The following is a 23,973-nucleotide window of genomic DNA, read 5'->3' on the forward strand; positions in this document are numbered from 1 at the left end:
AAGGCCCCCCGAGCCAACATGCCGCTTCACCCGGAAGAGGAAGCACGCTCGGACCTCGCTTGAGCCCGCCCCCTTGATACAGCGCAGCTTGTGCCACCGACATTGCCTGCTTGTCCATATAAACGATAAGAACGATTATTACAGCAATAGCGGTTCCTGATAAAAAGAACGCGGTATCCAGGTAGACGTCCTGGCCGTGCTCACGAAGACTCTAGCCATGCATCTGACACCGAGCGGCGCACGCCCGCGGAAGGCCCGCTGACGGCATGGCATTCTCAAGCAGGAACGTCGTCACGAACCCTGCCCGGGTCTTCAGTCTCATCTGGCTGGGTCAGCTCATCTCATCGCTGGGGACGGGCCTCACCCAGTTCTCGGTGGGTGTCTACGTCTACCAAAACAGCGACTCCGTCACGGAGTACTCGCTGGCGTCGTTCTTCGGGTTCCTCCCGATGGTGCTGCTCGCGCCCGTCGCTGGCTCCATGGTGGACCGCAGCAACCGTCAGCGGGTGATGCTGCTGGCGGACCTGGGCGCGATGACAGCCATCGGGTTGATGTGGTGCCTTGTCGCGGCGGACCGTGCCGGGCTGTGGCCCCTTCAAAACTGGCACTTCTATCCCCCGCTGGCGATGAGCGCCGCTTTCAGCACCTTCCGCGTCCTGGCCTTCTCCACGACCACGCCGCTGCTGGTCTCCAAGCAGAACCTGGGCCGGGCCAATGGCATGGTGGAACTGGCCATGAGCGCGGGCCAGCTCCTGGGCCCCGCGCTGGCGGGCGTGCTGGTGGTGCGCATCGGCTTGCAAGGTGTGCTGCTCATCGACATGGCGACCTTCCTCTTCGCCGTGGCCACGCTGCTGAGCGTGCGCATCCCCCAGCCCGAACCAGACGCCGCGCGGACCGAGGCCAGGAAGTCGCTGTGGACGGACATCGCGCTGGGCTGGCGCTTCATCCGCGAGCGCACCGGCCTGCTCGGACTGCTGGGCTTCAGCTCCGCCGTCAACCTGATCACCGTGCTGGTGACGGTGCTCATCACCCCGCTGGTGTTGAGCTTCACGGACCCGACGACGCTGGGCCTGGTGGTGTCCTGCTCCGGCGTCGGCATGGTGGCGGGTGGAATCACCATGGGCGTCTGGGGCGGCCCGAAGCGGCGCATCCGGGGCGTGCTGGGCGCGGAGCTCGTCGCGGGAGTGGCCTTGCTGGCCGCGGCGCTCCCCGCCAGCGTGTTCGTCGTCGCCTGCGCCGCCTTCGTGTTCATGTTCACCGCGCCGGTGGCCATGGGCTGCTCGCAGGCCATCTGGCAGAGCAAGGTGCCTCCCGCCATCCAGGGACGGGTGTTCGCCACGCGCCGGATGCTCGCGCTGGTCGCCCCGCCCATCGCCGCACTGCTCGCGGGCCCGTTGACGGACAAGGTCTTCGACCCCTGGATGGCGCCGGACGGCGCCCTGGCCAACACCTTCGGCCGGTGCTGGGCACCGGCCCGGGCCGGGGCATCGCCCTGCTCTACGTCGTCCTGGGCCTCCTGCTGGCGGGCTGCGTCATGCTGACCGCGTCCTCCCCGCGCGTGCGCGGCGTGGAAGACGAGCTCCCAGACGCGCTGCTGCCCCAGGGTATCCCCGCGGCGCAACAGCAAGCCTGAGCCGCCGCGGCGCGTCCGCTGGTCAACGCTTCGCGCCCGGCGGCACCTCCAGCTTATTCCTGTTTTACAGACTGCCGTACAGTCCTTGCGGCTCCGGCCCCGGAGCCAAGGCCTCCGCCCGCCCCAGGCGTGGCGCGCCCGAGAAACCCTCGACCGCAAGGAGCACAAGCATGTCCGGCAAGTTCGTGTCACGCAGTCTGGCCCTGCTGGGAATCTGTGGGGGCCTGAGCGCCCTGGGAGGCTGTGGCGACGCCGAGCCAGTGCCCGCCACCCTCGAACCGGTGGGCCAGGTGGAAGGCGCCGCCATTGTCGACACCATCACCGAAGGCACCTACGTCATCCGCTCGGTGATGACGAACAAGTGCATCGACGTCGCCTCGTCGAGCACGGCGGACGGCGCCAAGGTGCAGCAATGGGATTGCAACGGCACGAATGCGCAGCGCTTCCGCGTCACGCCCACGTCCGGGGGCTACTTCAGCATCATCAACGTGAACAGCAACAAGGCGCTCGACATCAAGGAGGTGAGCACCGCGCCGAACGCGCTGGTCCACCAATGGAGTTATGGCGGCGGAGCGAACCAGCAGTTCCGCTTCGTGAAGGAAGTGGGCAGCGAGTTCAGCATCCGCGCGCGTCACACGGACATGGCCATTGACGTGTACTGGGGCAACACGGCCAATGGCACGGAGCTGGTGCAGTACCCCTACGAACAGCGCACGAACCAGCGCTGGACGTTCGACCGCATCGACGGGGGCGGTGGCAACCCCGGCACGGGGCTGGCCGCCATCCTGAGCGAGTCCACGTTCAACGCCATGTTCCCGAACCGGAACCCCTTCTACACGTACAGCAGCCTCATTGCCGCCGCGAACACCTTCCCGGCCTTCGCCAACACGGGCTCGCTGGAGACGCGCAAGCGCGAGGTGGCGGCCTTCTTCGCCAACACGGCCCATGAGACGGGCAACTACGTGTACGTGGAGGAGATCAATCGCGGTGACTACTGCGGCTCATGGGGTCCGCCGGGCTGCTACTGCGTCGCGGGCAAGAAGTACTACGGACGTGGGCCCATCCAGTTGTCCTGGAACGGCAACTACTGCGCCGCCGGCGCCGCGTTGGGGCTGCCGCTTCACACCAACCCGGACCTGCTGGCCCAGGACGCCAACGCCGCGTGGCGCTCCGCATTCTGGTTCTGGACCACGCAGGCCGGCGCCGGAACCATGTCCGCGCACCGCGCCATGGTCGACGGCCACGGCTTCGGTGAGACCATCCGCACCATCAATGGCTCGCTGGAGTGCAATGGTGGCAACCCGGGCCAGGTGCAGAGCCGCATCAACAACTATCAGCACTTCACCAACATGCTCGGCGTGAGCCCTGGCGGCAACCTGGGCTGCTGAGCCGCGTCACCAAGGTGGGGATGGATCGCACCTCCACCTCACGCCGAACGCCGGGCGGCCTCCTGCTCCAGGCCGCCCGGCTCCAGCACCTCGCCCCGGCAGCACCCGCGTCCGGAACCGGGCAGCCCCTGCCCCGTCTCCCGAAGGAACGCGCTGCCGCGCCTGACGGCGCTCCCCGCGTCGACCGCGCTCCCGGAACGTCCCCCCGAGCCGCCCTGGGTTGCATCGGACAACGCCAGCATCCGCCCCGAAGAGTGCAGCCGAGGGATGGGTCTGTCTTTACCACCTGGGTGGTATGGGCAACGCGCGCCAGAACTCCTGAACAGTCCGTGTCTCGAGAAGCCCCCGCTCCTCCCCGGCTGGCAGGGCAGGAGACCACGCAGTGCATCACAACATCAGACACGGAAGCAGGGTGTCTTCGCAGACGCCGAGTCCGCGACGACCTGCGCCGTTGGCAAACCTGACTCGCCCAAGCCAACGAATGGAGCCCAGGTGCATTGACTCCACTGTCTGCATTACCGTCCATGAACATACCACCCGGGAGGTACAGACACGCGGCGCGCCTGCCAGGAACCATTTGGGTGGCGCAGATGCATGTTTCCGTCGAACTCACCAGTGCGGCTCCGAAGGAGCACATGCGCGCACGTATTGAGCGCGTCCACGGAAACTTCCGATGAGGAGTCAGGATGGGAATTCCAACACGAGACGAGGACGTCGCGTTGCATGCGCGCATCCTCCAGCGAGAGTCGGTGGCGAACGTGGACGCGTTTGCGGTCTTCGTCGACCCCATCATCGCGGCCGTGAAGTACGCCCGAGGATGCACCCACGAAATGGCCCGTGACGCCGCCATCGACGTGTTGCTCGACTACCTCGAGGCCCCCGAGCGCTTTGACCCGCAGCGAGGTCGCCTGTTCGCCTACCTGGCGCAATCCGCGAAGAACACGGTCACTGACTGGCAGCGCTCGGCGACGAGGCGCCAGGCGCGCGAAGAAAAATTCGGCCTCCTTTTCGAACTTCTGGGGAGGTCTCCGAAAGACTGTTTGGAGCAATCCGCGGAGGTGAAGCGCATCGTGGAACGCATCGAACAATCCGACCTGTCCCAGGTGGACCGCGCGTTCCTCGGACTCATGCTCCAGGGAGAACGGTCGACCCAGCGGTTCGCCGAGGTCCTCGGCCTGGGGGCGCTCCCCGCAGTCGACATCCAGCGCGAAGTGAAGCGCAACCGTGACCGCATCATGAAGTGGCTGGTGCGCTTTGGAAGGGAGGTTTTCGGTGACGAATCCTGATTGGCTTGAGACTGCGGCCAGGCGGAGCACAGAGAAAGCCTGGATGCTTGGCCATGCGTTCGAGCGTTACCGCGCGATTGAAGGCATCACCACCACGGACCTCGCGAACGAACTGGGTTGCTCGCTGGAAGCGCTTCACTGGCTGTCCCTCTGCCGACGTCCCGTTGGCGCTTCTTTTGCCAGGCAGACCATCGCGGTCGCTCAGCGCTTCGCGGTCAACGAGCGGGTCCTGGTCCGAGTGCTTCGACACGTCGAGGTCATCGACGCCCTGACATCCGATAACGAAGGCGAGGCGGTGACCGGTGCCCGTCTCATCCAAATCGCGGCCAGGGACCGCATTCGTGACGATGAGGATACTCCATGATGGGTCGTTGGCTGGATGAGGCCATGGCCATCAGTGGGCTCCAGGAGTGCACTGCGTATCCGCGCGACCTGGCCGTAGAGGCCCCCTACCAGCTGTCCGTGGAGACGGTACCCATCCCCAGGCTCACGACAGCGCACGTGGCGGATTGGACATCGAAGCGGAAAGTTCCCCATCCCATCTCCGACACCCACCGGGACATCTACGGGTGCATGGTCGCGTGGAAAGGGAGCGCCCTGCTCTTCCACGACACGGGTGACTCGGAGGATGAACAGCGCTTCACCGTGGCACATGAGGTCGCGCACTTCGTGCTCGACCACGTGATTCCCCGGGAGCGAGCCCTGCGCTACTTCGGAGAAGGAATCCTCCCCGTCCTCGACGGAAAGCGAAACGCAAGCCTGGAGGAAAGGCTGTCCTCGGTTTTCGGGCAGGTCCCATTGGGCGTCCAGGTCAAGCTCATGGACAGGACCCCATCCGGGCACCTTGCCTCCGGAGCCATTGCGGAAGCCGAACGGCGTGCCGACCGGCTCGCGCTCGAGTTCCTCGCGCCAGCAGAGCTCGTGCGGCGGATGCTCCGTATCACCCCGGGAGAAGACGGCGTCCTGCGGGTGGCCAGCCGCTTCGGTCTCCCTGAAGACAAGGCCAGGGGCTATGCCCACGCGCTCATGCGACAGGAGCGCGCCCAGCGATTCTCCATCATCGAATTTCTTGGCGAAGACAGGAGCTAGGCATGGCGGGTGGTTTTCACGCCGAAGACGGAGCGGACCTCGTCGGTGACGACGACTTCTTCGACGCGTTTGGAGAGGATCTGCGGACGACGCTCAACCTCGACACATGGTCGCAGGGGCTCGACCTGGAGAGCGTCATGGCACGGTTCCGAAAGGAAATCGCCAATGCCGTGGACAAGGAGGGCGCCGTGAAGAAGATCATCCGGCAACAAGTCCTCCCGAAAATCTCCGCGAACGCTCGCGGTGGTGCCAAAGAGGCTGGAGTCTACCGGGCCACGCCCGAAGAATTGGCCACGGTCCATCAGAGCCTGCTCTTCTCTGGGAAGGTGGAGGCCGTCAACAGCATCTCGACGAGTCACGAGAGCCTGCCGATTGGAATCACCCAGATTGGAATCGCCGCGGTGGGTTACGGAGGGACGAGCGGAACATTTTCTCAGCGGCTGTTCCGGAAGGAGATGTCGGACCAGCGTTCGAATCCCGTTCAAGAGGCACTCGCGTGCATCAACCAGCGGATGGACAGGTCGGCCAGTCCTCGCGAGCGGTCGCTTTCCAAACTGGCTCGTCGCGGTATCAAGACCTACGCCGAACGGGCCGTGCTCGTGGACAAGTCCGAAGCGGAGTGGCGTATCGGGCATGGCAATCCATGCGCTTATGAACTGATCACGGGCTCGGGTTACATGGGCCTCCTGCGCGAATCCATCCATGTGCTCAGGCGTCTCATCCTCCAGCAGAAGAAGTTCGTGTTCGTTCCGAGCACGCTCGAGGAGCGAGGCATCCTGACCATTGGTCATGCGCTCCAGGCTGGCGAGTACGTCATCTTCGAAACGCTCGAGCGCTATGGGAAGCGGGTCATCGAGCAATGGAAGTACGGGGACCGCAGCCAGAACTTCGCGGCGAGGTTCGTTCAGGAATGCTGCCCCGAAGTCATCTCCGGTGTGTTTCGCGCATCTGAGCGAACCCCTCCCCGCTCATTCTATGCGCATCGCGACCACGTCCACCTCGCGGCGCGAGTCGCCATGGCGGACAGCATCCTCCGACCCGATCGGGGATTCCCCATGCTGCTCGATGTCGCGGAAGCGTCGTGCCGGAGCGCCTTCGGTGAGGATGGGTTCATGGGTCTCGTGCATGACGCCTATGCCCAGGCAGGAGCCAACCTCGAGTTCTTCAACGAGCACACCAAGCGCCATTAGGCCAGGGGGACCATGAACATGGCTGACGACGGCAGGGGGCAACGCGCGCCGGGTGCCGGAACTTTCCGGGGGCAACCCGCCGCATCAGGACAGGCTGTGACCCGGTCGGGTGACGTGTCGGAGGACCCAGGCAATTGGGGCGATCCACCGCCCGGCCACCGCGCGGCGAGGCCCCCCAACGGTCCCACACGCCCCGGCCCGATGCCGAACATGGGCGTAGGCCGGCCACCGCCCGGGAAGAATGGACAGCACCGCCCTGTCCCCACGGCGGCAGCCCCCGTCATGAATGGCAAGGCCCCTGGGCCCGTGTCTCCGCGGGAGCCTGACGGTGCGGTCGTTCGACCGACCCCCACCCAGACGCTGAACGAGCTCGACGAACTCAGGAACCAGGCCCATACCGGTCCCCAGGTGGATCCAGAGCTGGCAACGGCGGTGGGATTCACCCACTTCGACGTCACCTCCAGCCAGGACAACCTCATCACCGTGCTGCTCACGCGCGAGGATTTGCACCTGCTCGCGTCGCAGACGCTGGTCCGGGTGAGGTCGAGGGAGGACAACCGCACCTACCTGGGCGTCGTCGTGCGGGGCCCCTTCGCGGAACCGAACGCGGTGCCCGCCAACTCCACCATGGCCATTGGCGTGGTCACCCACGGCAAGAAGCTGGCGTACACATTCGACTATCACGGGCGCGCGGAGATTGAGATTGTCGGAGAGGAAGTCGAAGGCACGCTGAAGCCTCCCCGCTTCCGGCCCCGGCCGCAGAGCCCCGTCTTCCTGCTCGACGAGGCGGAGAGCGCTCGCGTGCTGGGCGTCGGCGGCGACATGTGCCTGGGGCTGGTGGTCGGGTACGAAAAGATGGAGGCCCGGCTCAATCCCCGGGACAAATCCATCCTCCCACGCCACACGGGCATCATCGGAACCACGGGCGGCGGCAAGTCCACCACGGTGGCCACGCTCATCCACCGAGCCCAAGCGGATGGCATCGCGACCATCGTCTTCGACGTGGAGGGTGAATACACGCACGTGGACCAGCCCACCGACCATGCCGCCATGCTCGAGGCGCTCAAACGGCGAGGCCAGCGTCCGCAGGGCGTCAAGGACTTGCACATCCACCACCTCACCGGGCGAGACAGCCTCAATCCGCGACACCGGAACAAGCACTCGTTCTCGCTCAAGTTCTCCAGCCTGTCTCCGTACGCGCTCGCGGAGATTCTCGACATGTCGGACGCACAGCAGGAGCGGTTCCTCAAGGCCTACGACGTCACCAAGCTCTTGCTCGAAGACTTCAACATCTACCCGCAGACGGAAGAAGAGCGCCGCCAGGTCCTCGACGTGGACGAATTGTCCACGGGCTTTCCGCAAATGACCATCGACCACGTGCTGGACGTGGTCAGCGCGTACATCTACAGCCTCAGTGACGAAGGCAAATCGGAGACGCGTGGCAAGTCACGCGCCACCCCGCGGAAGCAGGCGTCCCTGCTCGAGGAGAACGACGACGCGGAGGCCGACCCGGACGTCACTGCCAAGGCGCCATCGCGCGGACTGATGCTGCGCACCGAGTTCAAGAGCAACTTCGGCCGGGTCATGGCGCGCGTCATGGCCCAGAGCAGCCGGCACGAAATCAGCTGGAAGGCCCTGGCCAGCAAGCTCCACCGGCTGCGGCGCCTGGGCATCTTCGACGTGGGTCACGAGCAAGGCGTGGACTATGAGTCCATGCTCACACCCGGGCGCGTTTCCGTCATCGACCTGTCAGACACGGACTCACCGCAGCTCAACAACCTGGTCATCGCAGACATCCTGCGAGGCCTCCAGGAGGCGCAGGAGCGACGCTACGAGCGGGCCAACGCGAAGGACCAATCCGTCACGCCGGTCCTCATCATCATCGAAGAGGCCCACGAGTTCCTCTCCGCGAACCGCATTGCCCAGATGCCCGTGCTCTTCGAACAGGTGGCGAAGATCGCCAAGCGGGGCCGCAAGCGCTGGATGGGGCTCGTCTTCGTCACCCAGCTTCCGCAGCACCTGCCCAACGAGGTGCTGGGCCTCATCAACAACTTCGTCATCCACAAGATCGCCGACAGCTCTGTCATCTCACGCATGCAGAAAACCGCGGGCAGCATCGACGAGAGCCTCTGGAACCGGGTGTCACGGTTGGCCCCCGGTCAGGCACTGGTGTCGTTCAGCAACTTCACCCGGCCGCTGATGGTCGCGGTGGACCCCGCACCGGTGAAGCGGCTGCTGGTGGAGTGACACGTGCCTCGCGTTTCATCCTCCTGACACCTTGGGTGCGGGGGGACTGGACGCGCGGGCCAGCCCTGGCCAGAAAGCGGACATGAACCGACACATGAAGGCCGCGCTCGCGGTCGTGGCCCCGCTGCTCCTCACGGCTTGCAGCGGAACCTCCGACGATGACAGTGGTGCCTGCGCACAGGTGCGGGTGTTCGCTCGGCCTGCCTCGGGCGACGCCGAGTGCCGGAGCTTCGCGACGCCGTGCGACGTGCCTCAGGGGTACGTCGAATGCTGCGGTGCGTTCCATGGCGATTGCGTGTCGCCGGGGACACGCTGCGTGGACGACCCGCTGGATGCCTGCTCGCCTGGCTCGGGAGCAACGGACTGCCCCGGCATCTGCCAGTGACGCCGGGCGCGGGAGACTACGACGTCTTGTTCTTCTCGCCGGAGGACCTCGACGCGTCCTGTCCCTCCCTCTTCCGGTAGCCCCAGGTGGAGCTCCACATGCCGGGCCCAGTGAAGATCACGGTGATGAGCGTCATCACCGCTGCGCCGATCAGAATCTCGACCACCATGCCGCGCACTCCCCTCCGCACGAACTGTCCGTACGGTAATCTCGAAACCCACCGCCGTGCGTCCTCATGCCGTAACGCTCAGCAGTAAGCAATGCGCGTGAGATTAGGACGTCTCCTAGCGACGCTGCGCCCCGCCTGCCTGCCCGCGCCAGGGCTTCGATGGGGTAGTCTCACGGCCCCATGTCACGCCCCCTTCCCTCTGCGTCGAGGGACCGCAAGCGCCTCCGCGCCGCGGCCCTGCTGGCCGCCCTCGTGTCGCTGTCCGCCTGTGAGGGGCGTGAAACACCACCGGGGCCGAATGAGCCGTGTGTCGGGGCTGCTTGTGGACCGCAGCAACCGCCCGACACCGCGCTCGAAGGCAGCGTGCGCATCGCGGCCTTCAACGTGCAGCGACTCTTTGACACGGTGTGCGACTCCGATGCGTGCGGCGGCAGCAACTATGAGGCGCTGCCCACCCCCTCCGAGTTCGGCCTCCAGGCGGACCGGCTCGCGTCCGCCATCTCGCGACTGAACGCCGACGTGGTGCTGTTGGCAGAGGTGGAAACCCAGGCCTCGCTCGACGCGCTCACGTCACGGCTCCCCCGCTTCGGCTATTCGGAGCTGGGCGAGACGGGCGCCGCGGCGTCCGTGGACGTGGCCGTCCTCTCCGTCCACCCCATCACCGACGTCCGCGGGCATCGGGAACGCACGCTGTGGCGCCCGGATGGCTCCGCCACCCGGTTCTCCCGCGAGCTGCTGGAGGTCCACCTGGACGTGGACGGGAAGAAGGTCATCGTCTTCTCCGCGCACTTCCGCTCCAAGTCCAACGACGACGCCGGGCGCCGCTTCGCCGAGGCCGTGGCGGCGCGGGACATCGTCGCGGGCGCGGCCCTGGCGGCTCCGGACGCGCTGGTGGTCCTTGGGGAGACCTCAACGACGTACCGGGCTCGGAGCCCATCACCGCGCTGGAGCGCGACGACGCGCTGCTGCGCGTCTCCAGCGACCGGCCAGCCAGCGAGACGTGGACGTACACCTACCACGGCGACCACCAGGCCATTGACCACCTGTACCGGCGCGCGGCGGCGGCTCGTATGTGCCCGGCTCGTTCCGTACGGCGAGGGACCCACGGGGCGGCTATGGCGGGTCGGACCACGCCGCCGTGTACGCGGACTTCCTGCCCGCGCCCTGAGCCCGGCTCAGGCCGTGGCGGGAATGGCCTGGATGTCGAGCTCGAGATCGATCTTCTCGCTGACGAGCCAGCCGCCATTGTCGAGCGTCTTGTTCCAGCGGATGCCGTAATCGGTGCGGTTGACGGTGGTGCGCGCCGAGTAGATGAGCCGCGAGTTGCCCCACGGGTCCTTCGACGTGCCGATGTGCCGGGCGTCGAAGGCCACCGGCTGCGTGACGTTGCGGATGGTGAGGTCGCCCAGGAGCCGGAAGCTGGCACCGCCCGCGGGTTCAATCCTGGTACTGCGAAAGGTGAGCTTGGGCGCCGCGTCGGCGTCGAGGAAGTCCGGTGAACGCAGGTGCGCGTCCCGGTCTGACGAGCCCGTGTAGATGCTCGCCGTTTCCACGGACATCTCGACTTCACCCTGAGTGGGCTGCTCGGGATTCACGCGGAGGATTCCGGAGAAACGCTCGAAGCGACCGTGGACGCGCGCCACCACCATGTGGCGCGCGACGAAGAGGACGGACGAGTGGGAAGCGTCGATGTTCCAGGTGCTGACAGTCATGGGAGGGCGCTCGGCGGATGAGGGGGCGGGGAAAACCGGTGCGCGCCGGGGGGGCGCAAGCGGACCTTGACTAGATAATGACCCACTCATTGAAACTCCATGCACACGGTGTGACGAAGCCGGATGCATGATGAATCGCGCGCGAAACACGACAGTCTGGAACTCGCGATGGTTCCGTCTCATCCTTCCGCTTGAGCGCGTGTTGCGGGGTGTGGCGTGGGCGTTCCTGCATCGCCCGCGTCGCCGGTCCCCCGACATCGAGCCGCTGTCATTTTGCGTGAAGCTTGAAACGGGGGGATTCTGCTTTCACGGCCAGGCCGGGGGGAGCCGAACCATGTGACAAGCGCTCCTTGCCGCACCGTGGCCACGCCGCCTCGTCTTGGAGCCACGTCATCGCATGCGGATTGCCGTCATCGCCACGTACACGCACCCCACCCGGCTGCGCCTCAAAGAGCCCTCCATCATGCAGTCCTCCGTGCCTGAGCTCATCGCCGGCCTGTGCCCCCCGCACGCGGAGGTGGAGATCTTCAACGAGAAGGAGCGCGACATCCCGATGGACCGCCACTGGGATCTCGTCTTCTTTTCCTATCTGCACTCCTTCTACGAGCACACCAAGGTGCTCTCCACCCTCTTCCGCCAGCGAGGCATGACGACGGTCGCCGGCGGCCGCCACGCCAGCTACTTCCCGGATGACGCCCAGCAGTACTTCGACGCCGTCATCACCGGCGAGCCCGAGGCCAACGTTCCCGCGCTCATCGAGGACTTCGAGAAGGGCCAGCTCCAGCCGCGCTACCAGCGCCCGCCGCTGGGCCCCGCCGCCATCCGGCCCTACCGCTACGACCTCATCGACTTCACCCACAACAAGCTGCGCCTGCCCGGCATCGAGGCCTCACGCGGCTGCCCCTTCTCCTGCAACTTCTGCGTCCTCACCGGCAACGAGCGCTACCGCTATCGCCCTGTCGCCCACGTCATCGACGAAATCCAGCAGCACATGCACTGGAACCCCAACTTCATGGGGCTGATGGATGACGCCTTCGTGTTCCTCGACAACAACCTCGGTGGCTCACCGAAATACCTGCGCGAGCTGTGCGAAGCCCTCATCCCGCTCAAGAAGACGTGGGGCTGCGCCCTCACCTTCAACGTCCTCAAGGACGAGTCGCTGGTGAAGCTGATGGCCAAGGCGGGCTGCCGCTACGTCTACACCGGCCTGGAGTCCCTCAACCCCGACTCCATCAAGGCCATGAACAAGGGCCAGAACAAGCTGAGCGAAGTGGACGCCGTCATCCGCCGCGTCTTCTCCGCCGGCATCCTGCTGTCCTTCGGCCTCATCGTGGGCTCGGACGGAGACACCAACGCGTACCTGGAGAAGCTCCCCGAGTACCTCTCCGACCTCCAGTACTTCTCCGTCACGTTCCTGGGCATCGTCTGCCCCTATCCGGAGACGCCCTTCTTCCGCGAGCTCCAGGCAGAGAACCGCCTGCTGCCAGGCACCTTGAGCCGCGACTACGACGGCTACACGCTCTGCCACCGTCCCAAGAACCTGGACACGTCCGAGGTGGTGGAGCACTTCCACCGGCTCTGCGCGCAGCTCGGCAGCCTGCCCAACATCGCCCGGCACTACTGGTCCAAGCTCACGATGAGCGACATGCCCCGGTACAAGCAGACCATCCTCTTCTCCGGGCCCGAAATCGTGAGCATCCGAAACCCGGTGAAGAACACGGCGCGGCGCTACATCGCCGGGCAGGACGCCCTGGAGTACTGGGACACGCAGCAGATGGCCCAGCTGGGACTTCAGCCGCAGCGGCTCACGTGAGCGCCGCCGCCAGCACCGGCGCCGTATCCCGAGGACTGGACTCCAGCCGCTCCACCCGCCGCAGCTCCGCCTGCGCGTCAATGGCGGTGAAGATGCCACGCGCACGGGCGAGCAACGCCGTGCGCCGGTGAGGCAACGCCGCCGCCGCGTCCAGGTAGGCCACGCCCGTCTCCCAGCGGTTGGGCGTGGCCTCCAGCACCTCGAGCGCGCGGTCGAACAGCGGCTCCGCGGCCTTCGCGCCCCGCTTGAGCGCCTTCGCACGCGCCATCACCCGCAAGGCCGGGCCGCGCAGGTAGGGGTAGAGCGCCCCCAACGCCCGCGCCTTGAGCGCGCAGCGGCGGTAGAGGGCCCACAGTTGCTCGCGCGGCACGGAGACAGCGCCCTGCTCCAGCGCGAAGAGCGCGCCCTCCGCCGCGTCCACGAGCCCAATCTGGAGGAAGGGCACCAGCACGTGGTAGCGCCACAGCGCCTCGTCGGCGCGCACCGCCATCAGCGCGGCTTCCTCCACCTGGTGCTCGCGCACCGCCACGTTGACCAGGTGATTGAGGCTGGCGCACTGGTTGGCCAGGTCCTGGACGTCGATGCTGATGCGCAGACCTTCCTCCAGCTCCGCGCACAGCTCCCCCACATCTCCATCGCCCCGCAGGTAGCGGCACATGGGGACCCACGCGTGGGACCAGCCCTGGTGCATCAGCGCGTTGAGCTCCACACCCACGCGCCCCATTTCGAGGTACGCACGCTCCGCATCCTGGAAGCGCGAGGCCAGGAACTGGCTGGTGGCCAGCATCATCAGGCCCGTCTGCACCTCCCACATGTCCCCCACCTGCCGCAGCAGCGACACCGCCTGCTCGCCGTACTCGGTGGCGCGGGCCTGCTCGTTGGTGAAGATGGACTGCGTGGCCAGCCGGCTCAACGCCACGCCCTCCGCCGCCGTATCCCGTGAGCGCCGCGCATGCTCCAGCGCGCGCTGACACCAATGCCCCGAACGCCCCACCAGCCCCGAGCCGAACAGCAACGAGCCGTAGTAGCTGGTCGCCAGGCTCAGGCCGTACTCACTGCGCGAGCGCTCCGCCATCGTCGTGGCCACCAGCGTGGCCCAGGTGAGCTTCCCGATGTCCGCGAAGTAGTAGATCTTGATGAGCGAGATGAGCGTGGACAGCTGCTTCAGGTACAGCGGCAGCCGCGCGCCCAGTGGCCGCACCAGCCAGGGGAACAGGCCGTAGAGCAGGTGCAGCCCCATGGCCAGCACCGAGCGCAGCACCAGCGCCGCCATGCTCCGCGGCATCGTGCGCCCCATGAGCTCCAGCGCCGTCTCCAGCTCCTGGATGGCGCGCTTCGACTCGCCCTTCTCCTGGTGGGCCCGGCCCAGGCCCAGGTGAATCTCCGCGCGGCGCGGCACCTGCTCCTCGTCCGCCAGACACTGCTCGAACATGAGGATGGCGCCCGCGTAGTTGCCCGCGTTGAGCAGGGTCTCCGCCAGCTCCTTCATCACGACGTGCGTCTTGCGGAGCACCTCCTCCGGGTCCAACGCCACGGTGCCACCCAGAATCTCCATGGCCCGGTTGTAGTGGTGGACGGCGTCGTCGTTGGCGTACTGCTCGCGCGCGCTGCGCGCCGCCATCAACGTGTACTCCAGGCCCTTCACCTCGTCGTTTCCTGCCAGCGAGTGGTAGGCCAGGATGCCCGCCGACTTGACGGGGTTCTCCCCGGCGCGGGCCTCGATGAAGCGCGCCATGCGCCGGTGCAGGTCCTCGCGCGCGGACACCAGCAGCGTGGTGTACGCCACGTCGCGGATGACGATGTGCTTGAAGATGCAGGTGAAGGGCTCCTCCAACTCCAGGAGGATGAGCCCCAGCCGCGTCAGCGTGTCGATGGCCTCGCGAATCCGCTCCGGGGACACCGAGCCGGGCGCCAGCGCGGCCACCGCCTCCAGCGTGAAGATGCGGCCCACCACGGAGGCCACGCGCACCACCAGCTTCTCCGTCTCCGTGAGCAGGTCGATGCGCGTCAGCACCACGTCCTGGATGGAGTCCGGCAGCTCCAGCCCCTGCAGGCTGCGCTTGAGCTCCAACCGCTCCGCCCCCGGCGCCACCGGCCCCAGGTAGCCCTTCTCCACCATGCCCTGGACGATGGACTCGGTGAAGAACGGGTTGCCCTGCACCTTGGCCAGCAGCAGGTCCTCCAGCGCCGTGTCCGGCGCCTCCATGCGCAGGTGCAGCCGCAGCAGCGCCCGCGTGTCCTCGTCATCCAGGCTGGACAAGTCCAACCATCGCAGCCCGGGCAGCCCCTTGAGGCTCTTGAGGTGGTCGCCCGGCCGCATCGTCACCAGCAGCGTCACCCGCAGCGGGGACAGCCGCGCGGCGACGTACTCGATGAGGTCGACGGAGATGTTGTCGGCCCAGTGCAGGTCCTCGAAGAAGAGCAGCACCGGCGTCTGGCGCGACACCTTCTCCAGGAGCTGGAGAATAATTTGGAAGAGCTTCTGGTTCTTCCGCCGGGCATCCAGGTCGCGCGTGAGCGGTGACTCCTCCACGGGCAAGCCCAGGATGCCCGCGAGCACGGGTATCCATTCCGGCCCCGTGTCCTCCAGGCCCGCGAAGCCCTGGCGCAGCTGGGACAGCTGCGTCTCCACGTCGTCGCCTTCGTGCAGTCCGAAGAGTTGGACGAGCACCTCCTTCCACGGGAAGAAGGGCGTGAACATCTCGTACGAGTAGCAGATGCCGTAGAGGCTGTGGGCCCCCCGCGTCTCCGCCACCTCCACCACCTTCGCGCCCAGCCGCGACTTGCCGATGCCCGCTTCGCCCGACACCACGCAGATGCGGCCGTGGCCCTCCAGCGATTCGTCCACGGCCTGGCGCAGCGACTCCACCTCTCGCTGCCGGCCGACGATGTCGCCCTTGCCCTTGAGGAACAGGCTGCGGCGCACCTCCGCCGACAGCCGGTAGACAGGCACCGCGCGTGACACACCCTTGAGCCGCGCGTCCTCCACGAACTCGGTGTCGAAGCCGCCCTGGTGCAGCTTGCGCTCCGTCTGCGCGTCGATGTGGATGCCGCTGCCCTGCCCGTGCGTCATCAGGCGGGCGGCCATGTTCACGACTTCGCCGAGCGCGGAGTACCCCTTGCGCCAGGGAGAGCCCATGTCGCCGAAGTAGGCCGGACCGGTGGCGATGCCAATCTGCAGCGACGAGACGAAGGGGAAGGACTCCCGCTCCCGCATCAGCTTGCACGCGAGCCGGCAGGCCAGCACCTCCTTGCTCTGCAAGGCCGTGGGCGCGCCGAAGATGACGTAGAGGACGTTCCCCTTGTCGGTGAAGTCCGTCATCAGCAACACGCCGCCGTGGTGCGCGCTCTCCCGCTGGACGTATTCGTAGAAGGCGTTCAGGTCGCGGGTGAAGTCCTCCGGCCGCGCGGACGCACGCTGGCTGTCGAAGCGGAGGAAGAAGCAGGTGACGTCGCGGAAGTCGCCGCTGAACTCCTGGTGCGCCGTCGTGATTTTCGTGAAGAGCACCGGGTGCAGCAGCAGCGAGCACCGGGCCACCATCTCCGGCCCCGAGGGCAACACGAAGCCGGGTGCTGGAGGCACGCGCAACGGCACGGTGGGCGCCCAGGTACGCGCTGCCGCGGGCCTCGCCTTGACGGGCCGGCTCCGGCAGCAGGGCCCACGCCTCCGGGCTGAGCAGCACCTCCCCCACCGTGGCCCGCTTCTCCGCCGCCACCGCCTGCGCCAGCGGCTGGCCGATGAGCGCGGGGTGCATCCACATGCCCGTGGCGCCCAACACCACCCGGTGGGCTTCGCCGAACCCGATGCCGATGCGCGACGACACGCTGAAGCGCTGGCCCAGCAGCTCCAGTTGCGCGAAGCGGGACAGCCGCTGCTGGACGTCCAACGCACACCGGGCCGCGCGCTGCACCGCGCCGCTGGCGTCCACGTCCGGCTCCACCTCGAAGCAGGCCAGGATGGAGTCACCGGCGAACTGGTAGATGTCACCGCCGTGGTCCTTCACGACGTCGATCATCTCCGTGTAGTAGCTCGTCAGGAGCCGCTGGAGCGCATCGATGCCCCGGGGCCCGGCGCCGCTCAGGCTGACGACGATGGGCGTGAAGCCCGCGATGTCCAGGAGCAGGATGGCGCCTCGCACCGGCTCCACGAGCGGCAGCGCGTGCGCCTCCGTGCGCTCCAGACGCCGGAGCACGGCGCCGGGGATGTAGGGCGCCAACGTCGCGAGGATGGGGTCGATGTCCACCGGAGACATGGCCGTGCGCTCAGCCCAGGGCGTTGAAGCGGATCCACATGGCCAGCACGCCTACCACCGCATAGAAGCCAATCTCCACCGTCTCCGACACCGGCTGCGCCTTCTTCAGCGCGCCCCAGGTGTGGACGACCACCATTCCCGCACACACCCAGCCGATGAGGTCGAAGATGGCGGGGCCTGGCCGAGACACGAAACGGGCCGCCGTGAGGATGATGGCCAGCGCCACCGCGCCAAGGCAGCGCCCGAAGTACACCGTGAGGTGATTGTTCCCCTCCGGCAGCCGCCACCCGAACCAGCGCGCCCACGTCAGGGGCATCAGCAGCAGGGGAATCGCGAAGACGACCAGGAAGAGCGTCCCGGCGATGACGAGGAACCAGCTGGCGAGCGGATGGTCGGGACTGATCATGATGGCGTACTCGAGACGACGCGGCCCGCCCTGCCTGGGTGGCCACCGCCCGTTCCCCCGAGTGCATCATCCTAGACGTTTTCCAGCGGCTACGGCACGGCCAGGCGGAGCGGATCACGCACCGCGGCTCGGAGGAACTCGGCCACCCGCTCCAGGGAGTCCGTCCGCTCCAGCTCCGCTGGGAAGCGCCGGAAGGACTCCGGCGGCCCGTAGAGGATGACCGGCTTGCCATAACGCAGGGCCAGGACCGCCTCGGCCACCGTCCCCGTGCCCCCGGGCAGCGACACCAGGGCGTGCGGCGTGAGCACGTTGATGTGATTGCGGCTGAGCGGATCCGTCCCCTGCTCTCCGCTGAGCGGCAGATGCGTGTAGATGGGCAGCTCCACGTTGGGATTGGGGTAGCCCGAGCGGGGCCGGTATTCGCCGCCCTCCACCGTACCTGGGACGATGCCAATGGAGATGCCGTGCCGGTACTCCACCTGGACGAAGGCATCCGCCGCCGTCCGCATCACCCCGCTGCCAGCGCCCGTGAGCAGGTCGAAGCCCGCCTCGGCGATCCACCGGACCAGCGGGATGACCCGCTCCGCGTGGTCCTCCTTGCCAGAACCGAAGACACCGATGATCCGCCGTGGCCTGCGCATGGGCTCTGCTCCTTCCCCCGGTAATGACGGGCCCTTCCTCCAGCTTGTTCCAACCGCGCGCCGTCTTCCTCTCACGACGGTTCATTGCCCCACATTCCCCCCGCCGGGCGTTCACCGATGGAAGCCTTCACACGTGGAGCGTGACGGATCGGACGCTTCACCTGTCAGACCCCCTCTCTACCTTCATCGGCATGCGACTGGAGGTCGTCCATGTTCGACAGTTGTGGAGGATGTGAGCGCCGCGGAAGCGCCGGTGAAGTGTTCGACTGGTGCGCCCACTGCGAGCTGTCCCTGTGCCCCCGCTGCATGGAGCGCGGCTGCTGCGACAACGAGCCCGCCGAGTCCGGCCGCTCGGCGCCCCGGTGCCTGCCAGAGCCTCCCGAGGACGACGAGGCCACGGCCCTTCCCGAGCACTTCGGCGGCCGGTGCTGCACCCGCGCCCGCGCCGTGGCCTGCTCCTGCGCCTTCCACTGGGTTTGCACTCACCACGGCGATCAGCACATCGGCACGCATGACTGACGTTCCCGTCGTCCGCTGGGAACGGATCTCCAGGCGCTGGGCTCGACACATCCGGCCATGCCCGGAAAGTGACGTTTCACCTGGTATTTTCCGGGCAGGCCAGATTGCTCAGTTCCTGAGAGGGTGTGAGGATGCGTGTGAGACAGATTTTGTGTCTCACCCCCACCTTGCGCCCCTCCGAGGAGCCTCCCGTGAGTCCCCCCTTCACGCGTCCCCGCGAGCTGGCTGTCACCGTGGAGTCGTCGCTGCCCGCCGCGCTGCCCTCGCACGCCATCGAAGTAGACGTGGGGGTGGCCCTGCCTGTCGCGTTCGGTGGGCTGAGAAAGGTCCTTCGCGCGTGTGAAACCGCCGCGCCCCAGGTCGTCCACACCCTGTCCCGCGCCCATCCCTCCGAATGGAACCGGCTGTTTCCCGGCGCCATTGACGGCGTGCCGGACCTCGGTGACCTGGCGCTGACGCCCTCCGAGCGCCGCCTCCACCGCGAATCGGAGCAGATGTTCTGGGTCCTCAACGTGGCCGCGAAGGCCATCGTGGAGACGCTGCGCGTCAGCGGCCGGCCCCTGGTGCTCCACGGCGCGGGTGAATGTGACCTGGTGAGCCTGCGCGCGGTGATGCGGGCGGCCGAGTGGAGCCGCCTGGAAGGGCTGGATGGCACCCTGTTGTTCACCGGGTGGAACGTGCGCCGGCCCCATGGCGCGGAGTCCTTCGAGTCCCGGCGGCGGGCCTACCTGGATGCGCTGTGCGACCGGATGCGTGCGCCCCGCGTGCCGACGCCCGGTCCGGTGTCATCGCGCGCGCAGGAAGCGCCGGTGGACCTGGAGGGGCGCTATCTCCAGGTCGCGGTGGACGCGGCCCAGGCGCCCGAAACCCGGGTGGCCGCCGCCATCCTCGCCATCCGGAGCTGCTTCTTCACCACCAACTACGAAGGCGCCATGCTGGCCGCCGAGCAGGGGCTGGCGGTGCTGGCGGCGAACACGGACGCGGCCTTGGCGTCTCGCGTGGTCCAGGCCTGGGAGACGCTGGACACGGGCTTCGCCACGCCCGCCATCGAGATTGACCGCGCCAGTCTGGGTGACGTCGAGGAGCTGAAGGCCCTGTTCGCGCGCAGCATGGGCGTGGTCCATGTCTACACCGGCGCGCACGACGCGGCGATGGAGGCATTTGGGCGAGGGCTGGCATGCCGGATTCCTCCCGAGCTGGTGGCGCGGCTGCACATGTTCCGCGCGCTCACCCTGACGAAGCGCTTCGGGCAGCTTCCCAACGCGAGGACGGAGGTGGCCGCGGGGCTGGCCGCGCTGGAGCGCAGCACGTCCCCGGACCGGGCGCTCCAGGAGGGCTGGCTGCGCAACGTCTGCGCGCTGACGTGGTTCCTGGAGCGCAAGCTGGACATGGCGCTGGTGGAGGAGAAGCAGGCCATGCGCTGCGTGGGGGACCTGCACGACGCGAGCGCCACGCACCTGAAAATCAACCTCATCTCCAACGCCAGCTATCTGCAGGAGACGGCGCGGCAGTTCGGTGATGCCATCTCCACGTGGCGCCGGTTCGAGAAGATCAGCGAGAGCTGGGGCGTGAACTTCGCCAAGCACCACCGCTACCGGCTGGCGGGGCTGGAGCTGGCCGCTGGCGAGCGTGACGCGGCGGTGGCCCACTTCACCGAGGCGTTCGCCAACGCCGATGCGCTGGGTGACTCGTTCCACCGGCAGGTGATTGCCGCGGAGCTGGGACGCTTGTTCCTGGACGAGCAGCAGCCCGCTGTCGCCGTGGACTGGTTCGTTCGCGCGGAGGAGCATGCGCGCGCCATTGGGGACCCGCTGAAGACGGCGGAGAGCCTGGCTGGACAAGCCGTGGCGGCCGGACGCACGGACTGGTCGGAGGCGGTGCGGTGCGCGGAGGCGAGCACGACGTGGCCGAAGCAGACGGAGGCGCTGAAGGCCGCGCTCGCACAGGGGGATGCGAAGGCGGTACACGCAGTGCTGCCTCGCGCCCGGACGAAGCTCAACCGCCCATTCGACCCGGTGAACCTGTACTGACGCCCCGCTGGGGCGCATCTGCACATCCGTGAGCGCCGAGCACCTGCTCAGCGCGTTGCGAGCGGAGAACCGTCGGTGATACGCGCGGGCGAGAACGGCTCGGCGGCGGCGCAATGGCCGTGCGCCACGAGCTCCGCGAGCAAGGCACCGGTATACGCACCCGTCAGGATGCCCTGGCCACTCAGCCCCGTGGCGACGTAGGTGCGCCGGGTGCCGGGATGACGGCCGATGTACGGGTGGCCATCCGGCGTCGCGGCCCGGAGCCCCGCCCAGGCGCGGACGAACCGGGCGTCACGCAGGCGCGGCGCCAGCTTCGCGACGGTGGCACTGAGGTGCAGCAGGCCCGCGGGCGTCACCTGCTCCACGAAGCCCGCGTCCTCCTCCGTCGCCCCCACGACGATTTCGCCCGAGCGCCACGGCGCGGTACGAGGGCCCCGAGACGACGCGCGTCAGGTGCAATCCCGGCTGGTGCACCACCAGCATCTGCCCACGCACGGGCTTCAACGGCAACGAAGGCAACCCCTCCACGCCTGCCGACCAGGGCCCCGCGCACACGAGCAACCGGTCCGCCCGGAACGTCTCCCCTTCCGTCTGGACCTCGACCCCCGTGGAGGATTCGGAAACGGAGCGCGCGGCCACGCCCAGCCGCAACCGCACACCCACGTGGGCAGCGGCCTTCAGGAGCGCGTCGACGTAGCCATCCGTGTCCACGAGGTGGCCCTGGTCCGTCTCGAAGGCACCGAACAGCGGCGTGCCTTCCAGCGCGGGCTCGAGCGACACCAGGCTCGCGGCATCCCGCCAGGTGCCCAGTCCTTCCACGTCCGCCACCGCTTTCGCCGCCAGGGCATCGCGCGCCTTCGCGTCCGCGACGACGCGGAGGATGCCGTTGCCTCGGCGAAGCAGGTCGCCTCCCGGAAGCGAGGCCAGGTCCTCCGCCAGCGTGCCGCGGCCTGCCCGGGCGAACGCCAACATCACCGGGTCATCGAACAACCGCACGGACGGAATGGCGACTCCGGCGGCGGCGCGCGAGCCCCGGCCTCCCGGATCCACGGCGTCCAGCACCGTGACGCTCGCGCCCAAAGCAGAAAGCCGGCGCGCGGCCGAAAGGCCCACGACACCGGCTCCGAGAATCAAGATGTCGGCCCCAGGCTTCATTTCACCTGAGACGCTTGGCGATGACGTGAAAGCCACCATCCACGTAGATGAAGCCGTGCTGCTCGGCGCGCTTCACCACCGCGTCCAACTGGGTGTAGCCCACCAGCACTTGGAACCCGAGCCTCGTGGACTCCTCACAGATGGCGGCCACCACGAGGTCGACCGCGGCGCTTCGCTCTTCCTTGGACAGCCCCGGCGCGGCCACCAGGGTCTCAATCATGGCCAGCGAGCTGTCGGTCCGGTAGAGAAATCCCGCCGCCTTGCCAGGGATGATGAAGCCCGTCTGAGGAAGCGTCTCTGGCGTGACGGCATCGTTCCAGAACTGCAGCCACTCCTGCACTTGAGCGAAGTGCAGCTCTGGAACGTAGAGGATGGGCGTCATCCGGCGATGCTATTACGAAACCAGGAACTGCGACATGCGCTGCGCGGACAGCTCGGCCGCGTTCTTCATGCCCAGCTGGCTCAGGCCCGTCTTCGCCGTGTTCTTCATCAGGTCGCCCAGCACGTCGGTGACCTTGCTCTTGCCCGTGGCCAGATTCAGCGCGCCGCTCAGCAGGCTGTTGCCGCCCGCGCCGTCCATGAGGAACTTGCTGGCGAACTTGCCCACTGTGTTCTTCAAGGCGCCGCCACCCGGAATCAGGTCCGTCGCCGCGCCCATGAGCGCCTGGAGCGGGTTCTTGCCCTGGATGAGGCCGCTGGCGAAGCCCATCGCCGCGCCCAGCAGCGGGTTGACCGCGGAGACGAACGGCTTGACGACGTTCAGCACCTTGCCAACGATTCCCTTGAGACCGCCCATGGTAGTTCCCCTTGAGAGGATGGCTGCGGTGCAGCCATCAAGTGCGTCCGATGTGAGAATTGTCGGCAGACGGGCAGATTTGTTTCCCTGTTACCCGAAAAAACCGGACGCACCCCAAAGCCCATTTGAATTCAAGGACTTAGCGAAGGGACAAGGCACCGGGGATTCCGGGAAATGCTCCCCGGGCCGGGTCCGCCGCCGATCAATTCCTGTCGGTGGAAGGCGTCTTGCCCTCCGCGGCGTGCAGATCGCTGGCGGACGTCCCCTTGCGGCTCTCTGGGGCGCCCGTCTGCGCCGCGTCTGACGCGAGCGCCGACTTGTAGCGAGCGTCCGCGTCCTGGTCGCTGAAGCCATCCCGCTGATGCGCCCGGCTGATGACGACGCGGCCGTCGACGATGTCCTGCAGGTGCCCCTGAAGCTCCTCGATGGTGGGGACGTTGGGGTCCTTGGCCTTCAGCTCCTCGTCGGGGACGATCTCGATCTGGGGCGGCTTCTCCGGGTTGAGGGCATAGTCGATGATTTTCTCCACGTACTCCTCGACGGGCACCTTGAGCAGACGGGCCTGCTCCTTCACGTCCGCGTCGGCCAGCAGCTCCGCGCGAACCTCCTCCACCGGCCGCTTCAGCTTCTTGACGGGGGGAGCGACGACGTTTTCACCGGACATTGACTGTCTCCTCAAAAGGACCCGAAATCCTGGCAAGGCGGGAAGCACCTCCAGGCTGGGGAAGGGACCATTCTGGTAGCCGATGCGCCCCGGTTGTCAAAGGGCGTCAGGCCGGTCCTTCGCTCCAGCGGGTGAACTGCATCCGCAGCTCACAGGTGTAGCGGCCCCGCTCGTCCTTCAGCCAGAGCTGCTCCGGTGCCGGGTACATCTCCTCCACGGACAGGCGCTCCGCGTCCCGCGCCAGGTGTGACAGCAGGTCCACGGCGAAGGGGCTCGCGGTGTCGATGAGGTACGGCTTGCGCTCCTTCGAGCTGCGCATGAACACGAAGCGAGGCCACCCACCCGCGCGCCGCTCCCGCTGCACGGCGAGGAAGAGCTCGAAGCCCGCGGGCCTTGCCAGCCGCTCCGCCGCCGGTTCCAGCGCTCGCGCTGGTACACCGCGCCGCCCACGCTCAACCGAGGCAGGTGGCTTCCCTGCGTCCGCAGCGGTGCGTGCAGCACCTGGGAATGCGCCAGCGCCGCGAACGGTGGATAGGACGAGAAATCATCGAGCGGCAGGTACAGGCTCAGCCGCTCCCCTTCCCGTCCACCAACACC

General features: G+C 67.3%; 25 protein-coding genes. 13 read left to right on the forward strand and 12 right to left on the reverse strand.

Annotated features, from left to right (window positions below):
• The first annotated feature begins 266 nt into the window (after nucleotides 1-266).
• Both QEG98_RS24115 and QEG98_RS24120 read left to right on the forward strand, forming a co-directional pair.
• Nucleotides 267-1,541, forward strand: coding sequence for an MFS transporter (locus tag QEG98_RS24115; protein WP_316562985.1), 1,275 nt, complete (start codon nucleotides 267-269; stop codon nucleotides 1,539-1,541).
• Between the two features lie 262 nt (nucleotides 1,542-1,803).
• Nucleotides 1,804-3,021, forward strand: a complete 1,218-nt coding sequence (locus QEG98_RS24120) for a glycoside hydrolase family 19 protein (RefSeq protein ID WP_316562986.1) — start codon at nucleotides 1,804-1,806, stop codon at nucleotides 3,019-3,021.
• A gap of 38 nt (nucleotides 3,022-3,059) precedes the next feature.
• Here the strand turns inward: QEG98_RS24120 and QEG98_RS24125 are convergent, their stop codons facing one another.
• Nucleotides 3,060-3,263, reverse strand: a complete 204-nt coding sequence (locus QEG98_RS24125) for a hypothetical protein (protein ID WP_316562987.1) — start codon at nucleotides 3,261-3,263, stop codon at nucleotides 3,060-3,062.
• Nucleotides 3,264-3,740: 477 nt separating this feature from the next.
• Between QEG98_RS24125 and QEG98_RS24130 the strand changes: the two genes are divergently transcribed.
• From QEG98_RS24130 to QEG98_RS24155, 6 genes are all read left to right on the forward strand, one after another.
• Complete coding sequence (locus QEG98_RS24130) at nucleotides 3,741-4,307, forward strand: RNA polymerase sigma factor (protein WP_316562988.1); 567 nt, start codon at nucleotides 3,741-3,743, stop codon at nucleotides 4,305-4,307.
• 43 nt (nucleotides 4,308-4,350) lie between these two features.
• Nucleotides 4,351-4,671, forward strand: coding sequence for a hypothetical protein (locus tag QEG98_RS24135; protein WP_316562989.1), 321 nt, complete (start codon nucleotides 4,351-4,353; stop codon nucleotides 4,669-4,671).
• Nucleotides 4,668-5,396 (forward strand): ImmA/IrrE family metallo-endopeptidase, encoded by a 729-nt coding sequence (locus QEG98_RS24140; RefSeq protein WP_316562990.1) that lies wholly within the window; start codon nucleotides 4,668-4,670, stop codon nucleotides 5,394-5,396. Before QEG98_RS24135 ends, QEG98_RS24140 begins: the two co-directional genes overlap by 4 nt.
• A gap of 2 nt (nucleotides 5,397-5,398) precedes the next feature.
• Complete coding sequence (locus QEG98_RS24145; protein WP_316562991.1) at nucleotides 5,399-6,586, forward strand: hypothetical protein; 1,188 nt, start codon at nucleotides 5,399-5,401, stop codon at nucleotides 6,584-6,586.
• A gap of 12 nt (nucleotides 6,587-6,598) precedes the next feature.
• Nucleotides 6,599-8,833: an ATP-binding protein gene (locus QEG98_RS24150; protein ID WP_316562992.1), complete on the forward strand. Its 2,235-nt coding sequence runs from the start codon at nucleotides 6,599-6,601 to the stop codon at nucleotides 8,831-8,833.
• Nucleotides 8,834-8,915: 82 nt separating this feature from the next.
• Nucleotides 8,916-9,218, forward strand: coding sequence for a hypothetical protein (locus QEG98_RS24155; protein ID WP_316562993.1), 303 nt, complete (start codon nucleotides 8,916-8,918; stop codon nucleotides 9,216-9,218).
• A 16-nt stretch (nucleotides 9,219-9,234) separates the two neighbouring features.
• Here QEG98_RS24155 and QEG98_RS24160 read toward each other — a convergent pair whose 3' ends face one another.
• Nucleotides 9,235-9,387, reverse strand: coding sequence for a hypothetical protein (locus QEG98_RS24160; protein WP_167371199.1), 153 nt, complete (start codon nucleotides 9,385-9,387; stop codon nucleotides 9,235-9,237).
• 180 nt (nucleotides 9,388-9,567) lie between these two features.
• Between QEG98_RS24160 and QEG98_RS24165 the strand changes: the two genes are divergently transcribed.
• Nucleotides 9,568-10,665, forward strand: a complete 1,098-nt coding sequence (locus QEG98_RS24165) for an endonuclease/exonuclease/phosphatase family protein (RefSeq protein WP_316562994.1) — start codon at nucleotides 9,568-9,570, stop codon at nucleotides 10,663-10,665.
• Here the strand turns inward: QEG98_RS24165 and QEG98_RS24170 are convergent.
• Nucleotides 10,563-11,099, reverse strand: a complete 537-nt coding sequence (locus QEG98_RS24170) for a YceI family protein (protein ID WP_141593589.1) — start codon at nucleotides 11,097-11,099, stop codon at nucleotides 10,563-10,565. The two genes, QEG98_RS24165 and QEG98_RS24170, sit on opposite strands and share 103 nt — an antisense overlap.
• A gap of 397 nt (nucleotides 11,100-11,496) precedes the next feature.
• Here QEG98_RS24170 and QEG98_RS24175 point away from each other — a divergent pair, with 397 nt between their 5' ends.
• Entirely contained in the window at nucleotides 11,497-12,912 is a 1,416-nt protein-coding gene (locus tag QEG98_RS24175) for a B12-binding domain-containing radical SAM protein (protein WP_174257058.1), read from the forward strand.
• On the opposite strand, the gene QEG98_RS24180 is transcribed toward QEG98_RS24175, so the two are convergent.
• Complete coding sequence (locus tag QEG98_RS24180; RefSeq protein ID WP_316562995.1) at nucleotides 12,905-16,507, reverse strand: AAA family ATPase; 3,603 nt, start codon at nucleotides 16,505-16,507, stop codon at nucleotides 12,905-12,907. The genes QEG98_RS24175 and QEG98_RS24180 overlap by 8 nt on opposite strands.
• Before the next feature lie 98 nt (nucleotides 16,508-16,605).
• Between QEG98_RS24180 and QEG98_RS42140 the strand changes: the two genes are divergently transcribed.
• Entirely contained in the window at nucleotides 16,606-16,893 is a 288-nt protein-coding gene (locus QEG98_RS42140; RefSeq protein WP_410477830.1) for a hypothetical protein, read from the forward strand.
• Nucleotides 16,894-17,175: 282 nt separating this feature from the next.
• Here QEG98_RS42140 and QEG98_RS24190 read toward each other — a convergent pair whose 3' ends face one another.
• Nucleotides 17,176-17,571: a hypothetical protein gene (locus QEG98_RS24190; protein WP_090494100.1), complete on the reverse strand. Its 396-nt coding sequence runs from the start codon at nucleotides 17,569-17,571 to the stop codon at nucleotides 17,176-17,178.
• Between the two features lie 89 nt (nucleotides 17,572-17,660).
• Nucleotides 17,661-18,212, reverse strand: coding sequence for a molybdenum cofactor carrier protein (locus QEG98_RS24195; protein ID WP_316562996.1), 552 nt, complete (start codon nucleotides 18,210-18,212; stop codon nucleotides 17,661-17,663).
• 210 nt (nucleotides 18,213-18,422) lie between these two features.
• Here QEG98_RS24195 and QEG98_RS24200 point away from each other — a divergent pair, with 210 nt between their 5' ends.
• Complete coding sequence (locus tag QEG98_RS24200) at nucleotides 18,423-18,731, forward strand: hypothetical protein (RefSeq protein WP_316562997.1); 309 nt, start codon at nucleotides 18,423-18,425, stop codon at nucleotides 18,729-18,731.
• 191 nt (nucleotides 18,732-18,922) lie between these two features.
• Nucleotides 18,923-20,761: a hypothetical protein gene (locus tag QEG98_RS24205; protein WP_316562998.1), complete on the forward strand. Its 1,839-nt coding sequence runs from the start codon at nucleotides 18,923-18,925 to the stop codon at nucleotides 20,759-20,761.
• A gap of 47 nt (nucleotides 20,762-20,808) precedes the next feature.
• Here the strand turns inward: QEG98_RS24205 and QEG98_RS24210 are convergent, their stop codons facing one another.
• The 6 genes from QEG98_RS24210 to QEG98_RS24235 form a co-directional block, all read right to left on the reverse strand.
• Nucleotides 20,809-21,126: an NAD(P)/FAD-dependent oxidoreductase gene (locus QEG98_RS24210; RefSeq protein ID WP_410477831.1), complete on the reverse strand. Its 318-nt coding sequence runs from the start codon at nucleotides 21,124-21,126 to the stop codon at nucleotides 20,809-20,811.
• Nucleotides 21,053-21,874: an FAD-dependent oxidoreductase gene (locus QEG98_RS24215; RefSeq protein ID WP_316563000.1), complete on the reverse strand. Its 822-nt coding sequence runs from the start codon at nucleotides 21,872-21,874 to the stop codon at nucleotides 21,053-21,055. The genes QEG98_RS24210 and QEG98_RS24215 overlap by 74 nt, the downstream gene beginning before the upstream one ends.
• A 43-nt stretch (nucleotides 21,875-21,917) precedes the next feature.
• On the reverse strand, nucleotides 21,918-22,298 hold the full coding sequence (locus QEG98_RS24220; RefSeq protein ID WP_316563001.1) for a hypothetical protein: 381 nt from the start codon (nucleotides 22,296-22,298) through the stop codon (nucleotides 21,918-21,920).
• 12 nt (nucleotides 22,299-22,310) lie between these two features.
• Nucleotides 22,311-22,712 carry a hypothetical protein gene (locus QEG98_RS24225; RefSeq protein WP_316563002.1) on the reverse strand — a complete coding sequence of 134 codons (402 nt, stop codon included), beginning with the start codon at nucleotides 22,710-22,712 and terminating at the stop codon, nucleotides 22,311-22,313.
• A gap of 202 nt (nucleotides 22,713-22,914) precedes the next feature.
• On the reverse strand, nucleotides 22,915-23,376 hold the full coding sequence (locus QEG98_RS24230; protein WP_316563003.1) for a hypothetical protein: 462 nt from the start codon (nucleotides 23,374-23,376) through the stop codon (nucleotides 22,915-22,917).
• A 106-nt stretch (nucleotides 23,377-23,482) separates the two neighbouring features.
• Nucleotides 23,483-23,740 (reverse strand): hypothetical protein, encoded by a 258-nt coding sequence (locus QEG98_RS24235; protein ID WP_316563004.1) that lies wholly within the window; start codon nucleotides 23,738-23,740, stop codon nucleotides 23,483-23,485.
• Nucleotides 23,741-23,973: the final 233 nt, after the last annotated feature.

Origin of the sequence: Myxococcus sp. MxC21-1 (genome assembly GCF_032612255.1) — a bacterium.
Lineage (GTDB): Bacteria > Myxococcota > Myxococcia > Myxococcales > Myxococcaceae > Myxococcus > Myxococcus virescens.